This window comes from Caulobacter sp. GW821-FHT12A07 (assembly GCF_058807655.1).
Genome location: NZ_JBXAQX010000001.1, coordinates 484,619 through 500,558 on the forward strand (window position 1 = coordinate 484,619; position 15,940 = coordinate 500,558).

12 protein-coding genes are annotated in these 15,940 nt (G+C 69.1%); 4 read left to right on the top strand and 8 right to left on the bottom strand.

The genetic code is table 11. The features are described 5' to 3' along the window. Nucleotides 1-31: 31 nt before the first annotated feature. From AC1RRS_RS02310 to AC1RRS_RS02325, 4 genes are all read right to left on the bottom strand, one after another. Nucleotides 32-3,190, bottom strand: coding sequence for a TonB-dependent receptor (locus AC1RRS_RS02310; protein WP_492853768.1), 3,159 nt, complete (start codon nt 3,188-3,190; stop codon nt 32-34). Between the two features lie 575 nt (nt 3,191-3,765). Then, a complete protein-coding gene (locus AC1RRS_RS02315) occupies nt 3,766-4,533 on the bottom strand; it encodes a sulfite exporter TauE/SafE family protein (RefSeq protein WP_492853769.1) in 768 nt (255 codons plus the stop codon). A gap of 4 nt (nt 4,534-4,537) precedes the next feature. Beyond that, nucleotides 4,538-5,071 (bottom strand): rhodanese family protein, encoded by a 534-nt coding sequence (locus AC1RRS_RS02320; RefSeq protein WP_492853770.1) that lies wholly within the window; start codon nt 5,069-5,071, stop codon nt 4,538-4,540. Further along, nucleotides 5,040-5,399 carry an ArsR/SmtB family transcription factor gene (locus tag AC1RRS_RS02325; RefSeq protein ID WP_199228528.1) on the bottom strand — a complete coding sequence of 120 codons (360 nt, stop codon included), beginning with the start codon at nt 5,397-5,399 and terminating at the stop codon, nt 5,040-5,042. Before AC1RRS_RS02325 ends, AC1RRS_RS02320 begins: the two co-directional genes overlap by 32 nt. 72 nt (nt 5,400-5,471) lie before the next feature. Here AC1RRS_RS02325 and AC1RRS_RS02330 point away from each other — a divergent pair, with 72 nt between their 5' ends. Further along, nucleotides 5,472-6,326 (top strand): MBL fold metallo-hydrolase, encoded by an 855-nt coding sequence (locus AC1RRS_RS02330; RefSeq protein WP_492853771.1) that lies wholly within the window; start codon nt 5,472-5,474, stop codon nt 6,324-6,326. Between the two features lie 3 nt (nt 6,327-6,329). On the opposite strand, the gene AC1RRS_RS02335 is transcribed toward AC1RRS_RS02330, so the two are convergent. After that, complete coding sequence (locus AC1RRS_RS02335; protein ID WP_492853772.1) at nt 6,330-6,854, bottom strand: hypothetical protein; 525 nt, start codon at nt 6,852-6,854, stop codon at nt 6,330-6,332. 208 nt (nt 6,855-7,062) lie between these two features. Next, entirely contained in the window at nt 7,063-8,898 is a 1,836-nt protein-coding gene (locus tag AC1RRS_RS02340) for a beta-L-arabinofuranosidase domain-containing protein (RefSeq protein ID WP_492853997.1), read from the bottom strand. Between the two features lie 134 nt (nt 8,899-9,032). Between AC1RRS_RS02340 and AC1RRS_RS02345 the strand changes: the two genes are divergently transcribed. From AC1RRS_RS02345 to AC1RRS_RS02355, 3 genes are all read left to right on the top strand, one after another. Further along, complete coding sequence (locus tag AC1RRS_RS02345; protein ID WP_492853773.1) at nt 9,033-11,606, top strand: helicase-related protein; 2,574 nt, start codon at nt 9,033-9,035, stop codon at nt 11,604-11,606. Further along, nucleotides 11,603-11,920 (top strand): RNA-binding S4 domain-containing protein, encoded by a 318-nt coding sequence (locus tag AC1RRS_RS02350; RefSeq protein WP_492853774.1) that lies wholly within the window; start codon nt 11,603-11,605, stop codon nt 11,918-11,920. The genes AC1RRS_RS02345 and AC1RRS_RS02350 overlap by 4 nt, the downstream gene beginning before the upstream one ends. A gap of 319 nt (nt 11,921-12,239) precedes the next feature. After that, complete coding sequence (locus AC1RRS_RS02355; protein WP_492853775.1) at nt 12,240-13,067, top strand: hypothetical protein; 828 nt, start codon at nt 12,240-12,242, stop codon at nt 13,065-13,067. A gap of 142 nt (nt 13,068-13,209) precedes the next feature. Here AC1RRS_RS02355 and AC1RRS_RS02360 read toward each other — a convergent pair whose 3' ends face one another. Both AC1RRS_RS02360 and AC1RRS_RS02365 read right to left on the bottom strand, forming a co-directional pair. Beyond that, nucleotides 13,210-13,527 carry a hypothetical protein gene (locus tag AC1RRS_RS02360; RefSeq protein ID WP_492853776.1) on the bottom strand — a complete coding sequence of 106 codons (318 nt, stop codon included), beginning with the start codon at nt 13,525-13,527 and terminating at the stop codon, nt 13,210-13,212. A 248-nt stretch (nt 13,528-13,775) separates the two neighbouring features. After that, on the bottom strand, nt 13,776-15,854 hold the full coding sequence (locus AC1RRS_RS02365; protein ID WP_492853777.1) for a putative bifunctional diguanylate cyclase/phosphodiesterase: 2,079 nt from the start codon (nt 15,852-15,854) through the stop codon (nt 13,776-13,778). Between the last annotated feature and the right edge of the window lie 86 nt (nt 15,855-15,940).

The window sequence follows — 15,940 nt, forward strand, 5'->3', positions numbered from 1 at the left end:
CCCGCCGGAGCGGAGCGGCCTTGGCCCAACCCTAGTACTTGTAGGTGAAGCCCATGAAGAAGCGGCGGCCGAAATAGCCCTGCTCGATCAAGCGGATGTCGCCGGCCGTCGAGACCTCTTCTTCCTTGGTCAGGTTCTTGCCTTCGACGAACAGCTGCAGGCCCTGCGGACCCGGCTTCCAGGTGATCTTGCCGTCCAGGTAACCGGTCGGCTCCTTGAACACCGGCTGGCCCGAGGTGTCGGCGGCCGAAGACAGGTACTTGGAGCGGTAGTTGTAGGCCAGGCGAGCGTTCACCGGGCCCTTGTCGTACCAGACCGTCAGGTTGGCGCTGCTCTTCGACAGCCCCGGGAACGGCAGCGGCGAGCCGTCGAGGGTCGAATAGAGCTCGACGTCCTTGGCTTCCTGATAGGTGTAGTTGGCGTCGACGCCGAAGCCGGAGAACACCCCCGGCAGCCAGGTCAGGGCCGTCTTGCCGGTCAGCTCGACGCCCGAGATCTTGGCGCCGTTGCCGTTGATGTAGGTGTTGTAGTTGTAGAGCACTCCGTCGCCATAGACGTCGACCTTGCCGATCAGGGTCCGCGACGACAGGTAGAACGACTTGATGTCCTTGTAGAACAAGCCCAGCGACAGCTGGGTGTCGTTGTTCGGATACCACTCGAACGACAGGTCGTACTGGTTGGCGCGGTAGGGCTTCAGGTTCGGGTTGCCGGCCGTGCAGCTCGGCTCGTCATACTCGCCGTTGGCGTCCGGCGAATTGTCGGTCGTGCAGCTGACCGTCGGCATCAGGTAGTCCATGCGCGGACGGGCCATCAGCTGGGCGAAGCCAGCGCGGGCCGACAGCTTGTTGGGCTGCAGCCACAGGCCGATGTTGAAGCTCGGAAGCCAGACCGTGTAGTCCTTCTCCATGCTGGCCTGGGTGTTGCTCAGCACGTAGGTGGTCGAGGTGCCGCCGTTGGTCGAGGCATAGGTCTCGCTGCGCGTCTGGGCGCCCGAAGCCACGGTCTTGGTGTGCACCCGGCGCCAGCCGAAGTTGCCGTTCACGTCGTAGTCGAACAGCGGGAAGGCGTAGTTGAACTTCAGGTACAGCGCGTCGGTCTGCTCGGCGATCCGATAGGGGATCTGCTCGTAGGTGTTGCCGTCGCTGCCGGTGGTGCTCACCAGGTTGTTCAGGTTGAAGTGCGAGGTGTCGAGGTACTGCGCCACCTTGGCGAAGTTCGGATAGAGCCAGGTCGAGGGCAGCGAGCCGCCGCCGTAGTAGAAGGCGCTGGGCAGGGCCGTCATGGCGTTGGCGAACACGGCGTTGGAGAACGCCCGCGACCAGGTCTCGGTCGTCGACCAGTAGCCGGTGGTGTAGGCCGCCGAGGCGGCGGCCGCCGCCGTCTGATCGGCCGTGGCCGAGTTGCTGACCGTCGCCGTCGAGTTCACCGCGTTGCTGTAGATCACGACGTCGTCGGTGGTCGAATAGAGGTTGTCGCCGCCGTCGATGATGTAGCCGCCATAGCCGTAGCCCGAGGTCGAGAAGTCCGTGGCGCGGCCGCCGAACTCGATCTTCTTGAGGAACGGCAGGTCGGTCTCGTAGTCGAAGTCCAGCTTGTACTGCTTTTCTTCCGACTGCGAGTTCGACGGGCGGTACTGGATCTGCCACTGGCGGATCGCCGAGGCGTCCGAGGGGCTGTAGCCCGTCGCGAAAGTGAACGACGGCGCGCCCGTGGTCGGGTTCAGCGTCACCGTCATGCCGGGGGTGTCGAAGCTGACGCTGACATTGTTGGTCTGCGACACCGTCGAGGTCTCGGCGTTCGAGCCCTGGAAGTCGATCTGCAGGCGCTCGCCGCGATAGGTCCCGCCGAAATTGTAGTAGTCGCTCGACGAGTCGTAGGCGAAGTCGCGCGAGCTGATGCTGAAGCCGTTGTAGCCGCCGCTGCCCGACGTGGTGAGGCAGTTGCCCAGGGTGTACTGGATGACGTTGTGGTTCTTGTCGACCACGACCGAGCTGGCCGTGGTGTCGGTCGACGAGCACGAGGTGCCGCTGGCGGCGGTGTTGCGCAGACGGGTCGCCGAGGTGAAGTCGGTGCCGTAGTTGATGTCGTTCAGGCGCTGGCTGCGCTCATTGCGGTTGTAGCTGGCCCAGATGTCGATCCGGTCGCTGACCTTGTACTGCACCGTGAACTCGGCCGACAGGCGCTCGTCCTCGCGGGTCCAGACGCCGTAGCGGGCCACGCGCGGGGCGTAGTCGTACCACTGGCTCTGGCAGGCGGTGCGCAGGTTGCTGGTCGAGATCTGGCTGGTGTCGGGCGAGGTCAGGCTGGAGCAGCCGGCATAGGTGCTGACGCCGCTGGCCAGGTCGTTGATCTCCTGGCTGTAGGCGGTCGAATAGTAGTCGACCGTCTTGTCGGTCGAACCGTCGAAGTCGGCGAACCGCCCCCACGACGAGTTGCGGACATAGTCGCCCCGGGTGTTGACCTTGTCGTAGGTGACGTTGGCCATCAGGCCCAGGCGCCCGTCGAACAGCTGGGTGGCGGCGAACAGGTTGCCGCGCGGCTTCCAGCCCTTGGCCGTGTCGAGGTTCTGCATCGAACCGGTCAGCGACAGGGTCGGCTTCTTGAAGTCCAGCGGCTTGCGGGTGGTCACCGAGACCGTGCCGCCGACGCCGCCCTCGGTCATGTCGGCCGTGAAGCCCTTGAAGACGTCGATCGACTTGACCAGCTCGGAGGCCAGCTCGCGGAAGTCGTTGGCGCGGCCGCCGCCGCCATAGACGTTGATGTTGCCGGCCGTCGACAGCGTGCTCATGCCGTTGATCTCGACCCGGTTGAGGTCGGGCTCGACGCCGCGGATCGACACCGCGTTGCCTTCGCCGAAGTCACGGGCCAGCTGCACGCCGGTCACCCGGCCCAGGGCCTCGCCGACGTTCTTGTCTGGGAACTGGCTGATGTCCTCGGCGACGATCGAGTCCGAGATGGTGCCCGCCCGCTTCTTGCGGCCCATGGCGCTCTGCAGGCTGGCGCGGGTGCCGACGACCACGATCTCCTCGACCTTGTTCTCGACCGTGCTCTCGGGCGTGGCCTTGGCCGTTTCGGTCGTCTGGGCTGCCTGCGCCAGGGCGATCGACGAGCTCGAGCCCAGGATGGCGGCGGCCAGGCCCGTGGTGATCAGCAGCCGGTTGTCCCGGCGCGCTTTATGGTTGGTCGACATGGTTTCCCTCCGAGAGACAGGCGGTGACCGCCCTTGTCGTCGCGGCGCATGGGCCGCGGTTTGTTGACTGAAGATGCGGACAAGCCCGTCGCGGCGGCGGTCACGGCCAGCGACCTGGCGTGGCGAGACGATCTGGGCGGGCTTGCAGGGGACGCCGAAGAAACCCGGGCCGAAGACCCCGCGCGAAAGCGCGGCGGGCCTCAGGCCAGGCGACGGTCGCCATGGATCGGCGCCGGCGTTTCGGTGTCGTCGCCCAAGGCGCGGGGGTTGCGCGCCACGGCGAATGTTCGAGCGATCTTCAATAGCGCCGCGGATCTTTGATCTCTGCGACCCTGAAAAACTTCATCGAGACGACGGTTTTGTCAACATGAGTCGAGGCAATGAAGGCAAAATAACGTCACATTCCAAAGATGTTACATCGATCTCGGATTTGTATTTGAACATACGGCCGAGCTTGTCGGCGATCACAACAATAACGATGTTCAAGATTTCGATATTTGTCTTCTAACGGCGATATCTTTCACGATCGCCATCGTGCACCACCCAGACGCGCCGCACCAAGACCGCTCGCCTATTCAGGCGAGCGCGCGCCACAGCACATAGCCGGCTGTCGCCACCACCATGACGGCGAACAGCCGGCGCGCCAGCAGGACCCGCGAGGCCAGGCGCGGCGCCAGGCGCGTCCCCGCCAGCACCCCGACGGCGCCGCCCGCGACCAGGGCCAGCAACAGCCTCCCGTCCACGAGGCCCGAGGCGGCGTAGCTGACGCTGGTCGCCGCGCCGAACAACGCCACCGACACCAGGGACGAGGCCGCGGCGTTGGCCAGGGTCATGCCGGCCGCCGCCATCAGGCCCGGCGCGATCAGGAAGCCGCCGCCGATGCCGAAGAACCCCGCCGCCAGGCCGGTCGCCGCCCCGGCCGGAACCAGCCGCGCGGCCTTGCCTGGGTCGATGCGGACGTCCGGATCGCCCGGCGAGCGCGGGGCGCGGAACATCGAAAGCCCGACGGCCGCCATGGCCAGGGCGAACCAGGCCAGCAGGTGGCCGCCCGGCAAGGCCTTGGCCACATGGGCCCCGACCAGCGAGCCGACGAGGCCGGGCGCGCCGAAGGTCAGGGCGCAGGGCCATTTCACCCGGCCGGCCCGCGCCTGGGCGGCCAGGCCGACGGCGGCGTTGACCGCCACGGCCGCCGCCGAGGTGCCGATCGCCACATGGGCGTCGCTCACCCCGACGACATAGAGCAGCAACGGCGTGGCCAGCACCGAACCGCCGCCACCGAACAGTGTCAGCAGCAGCGCGACCACCGCCCCGCTGAGGGCGGCGGCGACAAGGCTCGCGTCCATGACTTCACGCCGACGCCGGACGGTTCCAGGGCGCCAGGGCCAGGAGTCTCGCCATGCCGCAGAAGCCGGTGACCCCGGCGAAGGTCAGCCCCGCCCCGACGAAGCCCGCCACGCCCAGGAGCCAGGGCGAGACGGTCAGGCCCAGGACCACGCCCGACAGCACCAGCAGCCCGGCGACGATCTGCACCTGGCGCATCATCTCCAGCGGCGCCTTGCGGTCGGTCTCGACGGGCAGGCCGGCCCGGTCCCAGGCGTCGAGGCCGCCCTCCAGCACGTGCGCCGCCCCCGCGCAGGCCGCCGCCAGGCGCTGGCCGTTGGCGGCCGTGCGCAGGCCCGAGCGGCAGGTGAAGATCACCTCGCGCCCGTCGGCCGGGTCGAGACCCGCCGCGTCCAGCGTCGACAGCGGGCGCGACAGCGCGCCCCTGGCCCGCCGCCGGGCGAATTCGTCGGGTTCGCGGATGTCGATCAGCACGGCGCGGCCCTGCGCCAGGCGCCGGGCCGCCTCGTCAGGCGTCAGGGGATCGAGGATCGTGGTCATGGGCGGCGGTCTCCGCTGGAGGGCAGAAGATCTCCGCGAGCGTGCCGACCACCTTGAGGGCGGCCGGATCGGCGATCCGGTACCAGAGGCTCGTGGCTTCGCGGCGCGCGGCCACGATCCCCTCCTCGCGCAACACCGCCAGGTGCTGCGAGAGGGCCGACTGCGACAGGCCGACCAGGGGCTGGATCTGCCCCACCGACCGTTCGCCGTCCGCGAGCTGGCACAGGATCATCAGCCGCCGCTCGTTGGCCAGGGCGCGCAGGAGCTTGGCGGCCTGCGCGGCGCTGGCCTCGAACTGGCTGACGTCGAAACGCGAGAGATCGAACATGACCGCCATATATTAGCTTGATCTAATTTAGCAAGCACTAATATAAAACGCCTGCCACCGGAGGCTCCAGCCATGCGACCCGACGTTCAAGCGTTTTTCGATCCCGCCACCTTCACCGTCAGCTACGTCGTCGCCGATCCGGCGACGCGCACGGCCGCGATCATCGATCCGGTGCTGGATTTCGAACCCAAGGCCGGCAAGCTCTCGACCCGCTCGGCCGACACCCTGCTGGCCGCCGTCGAGACCCGGGGCCTGACCCTGGCCTATGTGCTGGAGACCCACGCCCACGCCGACCACCTGTCGGCCGCCGACTACATCCGCGGCCGCAGCGACGCCAAGATCGTCATCGGCGCGCGGATCGTCGAGGTGCAGAAGACCTTCATCCCCGTGTTCGAGGCCGAACTCGCCGCCGACGGGGCGGTCTTCGACGTGCTGATGAACGAGGGCGACGTCCTGCCCCTGGGCGACCTGTCGATCGGCGCGCTGCACACGCCGGGCCACACCCCGGCCTGCCTGACCTATCTGATCGGCGACGCCGCCTTCGTCGGCGACACGATCTTCATGCCCGACTACGGCACCGCCCGCGCCGACTTTCCCGGCGGCGACGCGCGGACCCTGTACCGCTCGATCCGCAAGGTCCTGGCCCTGCCGCCGGAAACCCGCGTCTTCGTCGGCCACGACTACCTGCCGCAAGGCCGGTCGGACTATCGCTGGGAAACCACCGTCGCCGAGGAGCGGGCCCGCAACATCCATGTCCGGGACGGCAAGGCCGAGGACGACTTCGTCGCCCTGCGCGCGGCGCGGGACGCGACCCTGCCGGCCCCGACCCTGATCCTGCCGTCCCTGCAGGTGAACATCCGCGCCGGCGCCCTGCCCGCGCCGACCGCGGCCGGGAACCTGTTCCTGAGGATCCCGGTCACCCCTTGACCGTCAGGACCCGCGACGAACGAGTTCCGGCAGCGACAGGCCGCTGACCCGGTGGTCGCCGGGCAGGCGGCAGGCGTGGTCGGCGATGGCGATCGCCGCCGCGTCGGCCCGGCGCAGCTTGCCGTCGGCCGTGCCCAGGTGGGTGAAGTCCTTGTCGAAGTCGCGCGCCTGGACGACCAGTTCGCCGGTCTTCGAGCAGTCGATCCGCGAGGTCACCTCGGTGAGGCCCGAGTCCCTGTCCGACCACACGAAGTAGCGGACCTGCAGCGCCTTGCCGACGCGGTCGATCGAGTTGATGTCCACGGCGACCTTGGAGCGCCCGGCGCGCCCGATGCCGGAATAGTGCTGCGTCGGCCCCGACAGCAGGGGATTGGGCGGCGCCCAGCCGGTGGCGTGGGCGTCCAGCACCCGCAGCTGCTCGGTCGAATAGGGCACGTCGAACACGTACCAGTCCTGCTTGCCCCACGGCTCGGCGAGGGCGGGTCCAGCGGCCGCCAGGGCGGCCAGGGCCAGAAGGGTCGCGCGCATCCATTCCTCCACTTTTGGTTCTTTGCCACCTAAAAGCGTATGGGACGATCAGAGCGCGATCAATACGTATTCACGAGTCCAGATTGAGAAATCGCCTCGGCTTTTTATCGAACAAGGCTGGAAATATTTGGAAATAATCCAGATTATGGGACGACAGCGCTGACAGTTTGCTTTGATGGCGAACCTCTAGACTTGAGCCACCAACCATCTAAGCCAGCCGCCCGTACAGCCGATAGCGCTCGTCGCCGATGGCCATGAACGGCTTGAACACCACCTCGCCGCTCGCCGAAGCCGCCGTCCAGTCGTCTCCCCGCCGGCGCGCCGCCAGCCACTGGGCCTTCGTCAGCTTCACCTCGCCAGGACCGATCGGCAGCAGCACCAGCGGCCCGGTCAGCAGCGCCACCACCTCGGGATGGGCGGCGTTCAGCGGCTCCAGGCGCGGGGTCATGTCGAAGGCGATCTCGACCTTGTCGCCCGGCCGCCACAGGCGCTCCAGCGCCACGAACGTCCCCGGCCGCGCCGCCACCTCCGCCGGACGGCCGTTGACCAGGATGCGGGCTCCCGCCCCCACCCACTCCGGAACCCGCAGCATCAGCGAAAGCCGCGTCGGGGCGGCCGGATCGACGGCGATCGCGATCGTCGGCTCCAGCGGATAGCGGGTCTCCTGGCGCAGCGACACCGCCGCCCCGTCCACGCTCGCCGACAGGGTCGAGGGGACGTAGAGGTTCACATAGAGCTTCGCCCCGTCCTGCAGATAGGCGCTGATCCCGTAGTCGGCCGCCAGCTGGATGAAGGTCCCCGAACAGCAGGGCCACAGCTCGTCGCGATAGAACTTCGAGGCCGCGTCGCTGTAGTCGGAATAGTAGAAGGTCTCGCCCTTCGGCGTCGTATCGCGCGCGCCGAGGATGGTGTTGTAGAGCACCCGCTCCATGCTGTCGCCGTAGCGGCTGTCCTTGGTGATCTGCAGCAGCGAGCGGGCGATCTTGAAGTGGCCGTAGGCCCCGCACGGCGTCTCGAAGCTGCGATGGGTTTGCGTCAGCGACTTCAGCAGGGTCTCGCTGTCGCCCGCGCCCAACAGCTCCTCGTTGGGACCCCAGCCGCCGGTGGCGAACGACTGGGCGAGCACGAAGTCGAAGCCGTTGCGGGCGGCCTTCAGGTACTTGTCCTGCCCTGTCGCGTACCAGGCCTGGATCGCCGAGTTCAGGGCGTTGACGTGGCTGTAGGCGTGCTTGCCGGCCAGCGGGCTCTGCCCCCGCGCCAGCGGATCGAACAGCGCCTCGTCCTGCATGTAACGCAGGGCCAGCGTGCGGTAGCGCTCGCCCAGGCCCAGCCGCCAGGCCAGGAACAGGTTCTCTGGCAGGGTGTAGGGCTCGTCCCAGATCTCGGCCTCGCTGGAATAGGGCCGCTGGCGGCGCTCTTCCCGCGTCAGGGCCTTTTCCGGCAGCACCGGCAGGACGGCGTCGGTGACCTTGTCCAGCGCCGGCCCCGCCTCGGCCACGCCGGCGTAGCGATAGGCGTCGATCAGGCCGATCACCACCTTGTCGTAGGTGTAGGCCGGCAGGGTGTAGCCGGCGAAGAAGCGCGGCGAGATCGTCTGGGCGTACTTCACGACCAGCCCCCGCACCTTTTCCCGCGTGGCCGCATCGTCGGTGATGGCGACATAGCGCGACAGGCCCGAGACGTACTGCCCGAAGCTGTGGCCGGGGATGTAGCCGTGCCAGTCAGCCGTGCTCCAGTCGTTGACGTCGATGTGGAAGTCGGCGCTGTCGTCGTACCAGCCGCCCATGTCCGCCCCCGGCGCGGGCAGGCCGGCCCGCTGGCGGAACGGCTTCAGCAGCCGGTCGTCGTCGAGCCCCATGAACAGCCGGTGCTGCCAGTCCAGCTGGTCGCGCATCTTCCCCGGCCCCAGCCGCACGCGGTCGTAAGGGAAGGTTTCCAGCGCCGGGCCTCTGGCCGGAGCGACGCCCTTGCCCACCCCTTCGGCCCAGGCCGTCGGCGCGCAGGCCGCGCAGCAGCCGGCCATGAACATGCGGCGAGACACCATGGTCACGTCACCTCCCCCGAGAAACGCCTCTTTCATCCTACAATTCGTCGCCCCCGGGTAGGGCGCATAGCCGCGCCCACAATTCCAAGCCCACGCTTGCCTCGCCCCGAATCCCGTCCCACTTTCGGGGGGTCATGAGCGACCGTTCCACCGGCCTCGCCCCGTCGCGGCTCACCGCGGTCCTGGGGCCCACCAACACCGGCAAGACCCACCTGGCGGTCGAGCGCATGCTCGGTCACGCCTCGGGGATGATCGGCCTGCCGCTGCGCCTGCTGGCGCGCGAGATCTACGACCGCATCGTCAAGCTGCGCGGCAAGGCCAGCGTCGCCCTGATCACCGGCGAGGAAAAGATCGTCCCGCCGCGCGCGGCCTATTTCGTCTGCACGGTCGAGGCCATGCCGCTGGGCCGCGAGGTCGACTTCGTGGCCATCGACGAGATCCAGCTGTGCGCCGATCCCGAGCGCGGCCACATCTTCACCCACCGTCTGCTGCACGCCCGGGGCCGGTTCGAGACCATGCTGCTGGGCGCCTCGACCATGGCCCCGCTGGTCCGCCGCCTGCTGCCCGACGCCGAGATCGTCGGCCGCGAGCGGTTCTCCAACCTGTCCTACGCCGGCTCCAAGAAGCTGACCCGCCTGCCCCGACGCACCGCCGTCGTGGCCTTCTCCACCGACGCCGTCTACGCCATCGCCGAGCTGATCCGCCGCCAGCGGGGCGGGGCGGCCGTGGTCATGGGGTCTTTGAGCCCCCGCACCCGCAACGCCCAGGTCGCCCTCTACCAGAGCGGCGAGGTCGACTTCCTGGTCGCCACCGACGCCATCGGCATGGGCCTGAACATGGACGTCGACCACGTGGCCTTCGCCGGCCTGCGCAAGTTCGACGGCCGCCGCACCCGCTGGCTGCACCCGCAGGAGGTGGGCCAGATCGCCGGTCGCGCCGGCCGCTACACCCGCGACGGCACCTTCGGGGTGACGGGCGACTGCGAGGAGATGGACGAGGATCTGGTCCAGGCCGTCGAGGAGCACGCCTTCCAGCCGGTGATGGCCGCCGAGTGGCGCAGCGCAAAGCTCGACTTCGGCAACCTGCCCGGCCTGCTGCGCTCGCTGTCCGAACCGCCGAACCGCAACGGCCTGACCCTTTCCCAGGAAGCGCTGGACGAGCGCACCCTGCGCAAGCTGGCCACCCATGAAGACGTCGTCGCCCGCTGCAAGTCCGACCGCTCGGCCCTGCTGAAGCTGTGGGACGTCTGCCAGACCCCCGACTTCCGCAAGACCACCGACGACGACCACCAGCGGATGGTCAAGACGCTGTTCGACGACCTGACCACCGGTCGCAAGCGCCTGCCGGAAGACTGGATCAACGGCCAGTTCAAGGCGCTGGACCGCACCGACGGCGAGATCGACAGCCTGGCCGCGCGCCTGTCGGGCGTGCGCACCCTGTCCTACATCGCCAACCGTCCCGACTGGCTGGCCAATCCCGTCCACTGGCAGGGCCGCACCCGCGAGCTGGAAGACAAGATCAGCGACACCCTGCACGAAAAGCTGATGGCGCGGTTCATCGACCGCCGCACCAGCGTGCTGATGAAGCAGCTGGGCGAGCGCGAGACGATCCTGGCCGGCGTCGCCGCCGACGGCGAGATCAGCGTCGAGGGCCATGTGGTCGGCCGGCTGACCGGCGTCACCTTCATCGCCGAGAAGGGCTCCAGTCCGCTGGAGGAGAAGGCCCTGCGCAACGCCGCCCAGCGCGCGGTGGGGCCGGAGATCGCCCGCCGCCTGGGTCTCTTGGCCGCCGAGCCGGACGAGGCCTTCGCCCTGACGCCCGACGGCATGATCCTGTGGCGCGGCGAGGCGGCCGGGGCCGTGCGCGCCGGCGGCGACCTGCTGTCGCCCCGCGCCCGCCTGCTGGGCGAGCTTGGTCCTCTTCCGGCGCGCGAGCGGGCCGAACGGCGGCTCGACGCCTTCCTGGCCTCCGAGGTCGACCGGCATCTGGCGCCTCTGCGCAAGCTGCAGCAGGCTCTGGCCGGCGGCGAGCTGCGCGGCCTGCCGCGCGGCGTCGCCCACCGCCTGCTGGAGGCCGGCGGCGTGCTCGACAAGCGTCCGCTCGATCCGGAACTGAAGGCGCTCAGCCAGGCCGAGCGCCGCACGCTCAAGAGCCTGGGCGTCCGCATCGGCGCCTTCTCGCTCTATTCGCCGGGCGTGCTGCGCTCGGAAGCCATCGCCTGCGCTCGCGCCCTGGACCCCGGCGGCTGGCGCGGCCCGCTCGTCGGCCTGAGCGCCCTGCCCTCGCCCCTGCCGCCGCCGCGCACCCTGGCGGCCAGCGGCCTGCGCGTCGCCGGCAAGCACCTGGTCCCGGTCGAGACCCTGGAAAAGCTCGACGCCCTGCTGCGCGCCGAACAGCGCCCAGGCGGCGTGGTGCTGACCCCGGCCGCGCTCGAAACCCTGGGCTGGAGCGCGGCCGAGGCCTCGTCGGTGCTGCGCTCGCTCGACTACACCCCGGCCGTGCGCGCCAAGCCCGACGCCCCGATCGTCTGGAAGCGCCGCGGCGCCCAGCGGCTGGAGCCCAAGCCGGTCCAGGCCCGCCCGGACTCGCCGTTCGCCGCCCTGGCCAAGCTGACCGAGCCGCCGCCTCCGGCTCCGTCGGCGCGCCGTAAGAAGCCCCGCCGCCGCAAGCCGGCGATCGCCGCCCCGCGCGACCAGGTCGCTTCATGAACGACGCGCACCACGACGCCCATCACGGGGAGCACCATGCGGAGCATTGCCGCGCCGACGTCTGGCTGTGGCGCGCCCGCTTCTTCAAGACCCGCTCGATGGCCGCCCGCTTCGTCGACGAAGGCCGCATCCGCCTGACCCGCGCCGGCTCGCCCGAAACCCGCGTCGACAAGCCCTCCCGAACGCTGAAGGCCGGCGACGTCCTGGTCTTCGCCATCGGCGGCCGGCTGGTGAACGTCCGCGTCCTCGACTGCGGCGAACGCCGCGGCCCCGCGACCGAGGCCCGGGGGCTGTACGAGGCGGTGGAGGGGTAGCTCAACGTCCCCTCTCTCATAGAGAGAGGGAGGGGCCCGCCGCGAAGCGGTGGGAGGGTGAGAGGTTTCACCGCCAGCAGGAAGATCCAGGGCACGCTCGCCCGCGCTTTCTGGCCGAGCCCCGAATACACACCGCCCACCGCCGGGCGACCGCGTTCCATTCGGTGAGTTTGTTACCTCTCACCCTCCCACGCCTAAGGCGTGGGCCCCTCCCTCTCTCAAAGAGAGAGGGATCAAACCAACGCCCCCAACCTTCGCCATAGACGCCGGCCACGCATCCGCTACCTTCGGTGGAGTTTCATCCGGGGGAGTAATTCGCGTGGCGTCGTTCCGTTCGGCCGTGGCCGTCAGCCTGGCCCTGTTGCTCACCGGCGTCGCCCACGCCCAGCCCGCCGCCCCGCCCTCCGGCAAGCCCGCCAAGCCCCCGACGCCGATCCGCGCCTTCGACCTGCCGCAGATCGAGGCCTTCGGCCGCGCCATCTATCGCCAGGACATCGCCGCCTGGCTGGCCAGCGACGCCCTGGGCGACAAAGTGCCCGACCTGCAGGGCGCGGGCCTCAAGGGCTGGCTGGTCGAGGACGACGGCAAGACGGCCACGGTCCGCTTCCTGCGCGACAAGGGCGCCGGCCTGGAGATCGGCTACGACGTGGTGGTCGACGGCAAGGGCGCCGGCCCCGTCACCGAACCGGCCGACCGCAAGCTGACCGACGAAGAGCGCCTGAGCTTCTCGGCTCGCGCGGCCGCCATCGCCGCCCAGCCCGCCGCTTGCCGCCCCGGCTACAACACCGCCATCGTCCGCGATCCGCAGGGCGACGGCTTCATCGTCTGGCTGCTGGCGCCGTCTCCGGCCGCGGGCGCGATCCCGGTCGGCGGCCACTACCGCGTCAGCGTCGCCGCCGACGGCAAGACCGTCACCCGGGTCGACGCCCTGTCGATGTCGTGCCTGCTGATGGAACGGCCCAAGGCCAAGGCCGGCCAGCAGCCGGTCATGGTCTTCGCCACCCATCTGGTCTCCCCGACGCCCGTCGAGACCCACGCCTTCCTCAGCCTGCTCTACAAGCTGCCCATCGCCGTGGGCACCGGGCCGAACGAGGTCTGGGCCGTCGACCAGGGCCGGATCAGCAAGATGGACCTGGGCAAGAAATGAGGATTGGAAACCCTCTCCCAGAAGGGAGAGGTGTCGGCGAAGCGGACGGAGAGGGAAGCGGCGCGAAGCCGGCTAGCGTTGCGGAAGCTGAAAACGGCCCCCCTCCGGCCCTTCGGGCCACCTCCCCCAGAGGGGGAGGATCTCATAGCCGTCCGCGCGCGCCGCCTTTCAGCGCATCGATCTTGCGCTCGGGCCTCGGCGGGACGGCCTCGGGCTCCATGACGAGCGGCCAGCCGCCCGTCGGCCGCGCCGCGCGCTCTGGCGGCAGGGCCACGACGATCTTGCGCACCGTCGCGGCCATCTGGCCCAGCAGCCGCACCTTTTCCGACGCCTTGCGGAAGGCCTCGCGATCGAGGCCGTCCTCCATCGCCGCCCACAGGTCATCCATCGCCGCCATCAGCCGCTGCTGGATCTTCGCGCACCAGGCGCGGGAGGTCTGTTCGCTCATGACCAACAGCATGAGGCCGGTCCGAAGGCCGGGGACAGGAAACGTGCGTTTTCTTGTAAGCGATTGAATTTATTGAGACCGAAGCGGTCAACCACGGGGATAACCTCTCCCATAGGGAGAGGGAGGGGCCCGCCGCGAAGCGGTGGGAGGGTGAGGGGTTACACCCTCAACCGCTGAAACCCCTCATCCTCCCACGCCTGCGGCGTGGGCCCCTCCTTCTCCCTATGGGAGAAGGGAAAACCGCATCCCTGTGGATAACTTCAGATCGAAAACCCGTCCACGAAGCCCGGCACCTTCTCGGGCGGCATCGGGCGGCTGAAGTGGTAGCCCTGCACCTGGTCGCAGCCATAGGTGGCCAGGGCTTCCAGCTGGGCCAGGTCCTCGACGCCCTCGGCCACCACCTTCATGCCCATCGACGAACCCAGGGTGATCACCGCCTTCACGATCGCCGCGTCCTCGGCGTTCTGGACGAAGCCCTTGTCGATCTTCAGCCGGTCGATCGGGAACTGCCGCAGGTTGGCCAGGCTGGCGTAGCCGGTGCCGAAATCGTCGAGCGCGATCATCACCCCGGCCGCGTGCAGCTTGCGCACCGTGTCGCTGACCACGTCCGAGGCCCAGCCCATATAGACGTGCTCGGTGACCTCGATGGTCAGGCGGTCGCACGGCACGCCCCAGCGGGCCAGGCGCTCCTGCACCTCCTCGGCCAGACGGCCGGAGCGGAACTGGGCCGCCGAGATGTTGACCGCCACCCGGCCGAACTCGATCCCGGCGTCCAGCCAGGCCCGCATCTGCTTCAGCGCCGTCTCGAAGGCCACGTCACCCAGTTTCAGCGACAGATCCTGGTCCTCGAAGGCCGGCATGAAGCGGTCGGGCGTGAGGATTCCCTGCTCGGGGTGAGCCCAGCGCATCAGCGCCTCGAAGCCGGCCACGCTGCCGCTCTCCAGGTCGATCACCGGCTGGTAGTAGAGGATGAACTCGTCGGCCTCGATCGCCGCGCGCACGTCGCGCAGCAGCTCCAGCCGCTGCTCCAGGGCCGAGCGCATCGACGGGTCGAACAGGATCGAACGGTTGCGGCCCTCGTCCTTGGCCCGATAGAGGGCGATGTCGGCGTTCTTGAAGATGTGGCTGGGGTCGGCGTCCGGGTCGCCGTGCAGCGCCGCCCCGATGCTTGCGCTGACCGAGAAGCTGCGGCCGGCGTGCTGGATCGGCTGGCGCAGCAGCTCCTGCAGGGCCTTGATCGGCCGCAGCATGTCGCCCTCGCCGTGCAGGCCGCGCAGGATCACCGCGAACTCGTCGCCGCCCAGGCGGGCCACCGTGTCGCCGGCCCGGAACGCGTGGCGCAGCACGTCGGCCAACCGCCGCAGCAGGGCGTCGCCCGCGTCGTGGCCCAGGGTGTCGTTGATGTCCTTGAAGTGATCGACGTCGATCATGATCAGGCCGAAGATTTCGCCGGCCATCTCCGAGGCGTCGACCGCCTCCTGGAACTTGCGCTGGAAATAGGCGCGGTTGGGCAGGCTGGTCAGCGGGTCGCGGAAGGCCAGGTTCTCGACGGCCTCGGTCTGCCGGCGACGGTCGGTGATGTCCTTGAACAGGTTGACCAGCCGCTCGGGCTTGCCGTCGCCGCCGACGAAGCGCTTGCCGACCGAGCGCACCCAGGTCTCGATGCCGTCGTCGCGATTGAGCCGGAACTCGAACACCGCCGCCTCGCCGTCGCGGCGGGCGCGCATGATCTGGGCCATGCGCTCGCGGTCCTCCTCGTGCACGATCTCCAGCGGATCGGCGTCGAACAGGCACCACTTCTCAAGCTCGGGGCAAGTGCCCGAGACGTAGACCTCGCCGGTCTTCAGATCGACCTCGCGCACCATCAGGTCGTCGAGCTCGAGCGCCAGCTTCAGCCGCTGCTCGTTGCGCTCGGCCCGCAGCGCGGTCTGGGCGTAGCCGGTGACGTCGCGGGCGGTGACGATGACGGCGAAGATGATGCCCTCGTCGCTGCGGCAGGCGGCGAACTCGCTGCGCCAGATCCGCTGGGCGCCCTCCACCACCTGGGCCCTGTAGCGCGAGAACGGCTCACCGGACGCCAGGCAGCGCTCCAGGCTCTCGACGTCCTCAAGGTTCATCAGGCAGCGGGCGAAGGGCTCGCCCGGCGCCAGGTCGGGGGTCAGGTCCTCGTCGCGCCACTCGGCGCTGACGGCGGCCAGCCGGCCCGAACGATCGATCAGCGCGGCCGCGAACGGCGCATGCGCGACGAAGGCCTCGAACGAGGCCATTCGAAGCCGCAGCTGCGCATTGATGTCCTCCGCGCTCGCCGGCGGAGCGGTCTTCAGGGCCATGCTGGTCATTCAGGTGTCGGCTTCCCGACGTTGTTGTGCGGCGTATCCTCAACTACACAGTGAAACGCCTTCCATAAGAATTGGTATCTTTCGAC

Excerpts from the sequence above, each read along its gene's own strand:
- AC1RRS_RS02310 (WP_492853768.1), bottom strand. The coding sequence starts at position 3,190 with ATGTCGACCAACCATAAAGCGCGCCGGGACAACCGGCTGCTGATCACC.
- AC1RRS_RS02315 (WP_492853769.1), bottom strand. The coding sequence starts at position 4,533 with ATGGACGCGAGCCTTGTCGCCGCCGCCCTCAGCGGGGCGGTGGTCGCG.
- AC1RRS_RS02320 (WP_492853770.1), bottom strand. The coding sequence starts at position 5,071 with ATGACCACGATCCTCGATCCCCTGACGCCTGACGAGGCGGCCCGGCGC.
- AC1RRS_RS02325 (WP_199228528.1), bottom strand. The coding sequence starts at position 5,399 with ATGTTCGATCTCTCGCGTTTCGACGTCAGCCAGTTCGAGGCCAGCGCC.
- AC1RRS_RS02330 (WP_492853771.1), top strand. The coding sequence starts at position 5,472 with ATGCGACCCGACGTTCAAGCGTTTTTCGATCCCGCCACCTTCACCGTC.
- AC1RRS_RS02335 (WP_492853772.1), bottom strand. The coding sequence starts at position 6,854 with ATGCGCGCGACCCTTCTGGCCCTGGCCGCCCTGGCGGCCGCTGGACCC.
- AC1RRS_RS02340 (WP_492853997.1), bottom strand. The coding sequence starts at position 8,898 with ATGGTGTCTCGCCGCATGTTCATGGCCGGCTGCTGCGCGGCCTGCGCG.
- AC1RRS_RS02345 (WP_492853773.1), top strand. The coding sequence starts at position 9,033 with ATGAGCGACCGTTCCACCGGCCTCGCCCCGTCGCGGCTCACCGCGGTC.
- AC1RRS_RS02350 (WP_492853774.1), top strand. The coding sequence starts at position 11,603 with ATGAACGACGCGCACCACGACGCCCATCACGGGGAGCACCATGCGGAG.
- AC1RRS_RS02360 (WP_492853776.1), bottom strand. The coding sequence starts at position 13,527 with ATGCTGTTGGTCATGAGCGAACAGACCTCCCGCGCCTGGTGCGCGAAG.
- AC1RRS_RS02365 (WP_492853777.1), bottom strand. The coding sequence starts at position 15,854 with ATGACCAGCATGGCCCTGAAGACCGCTCCGCCGGCGAGCGCGGAGGAC.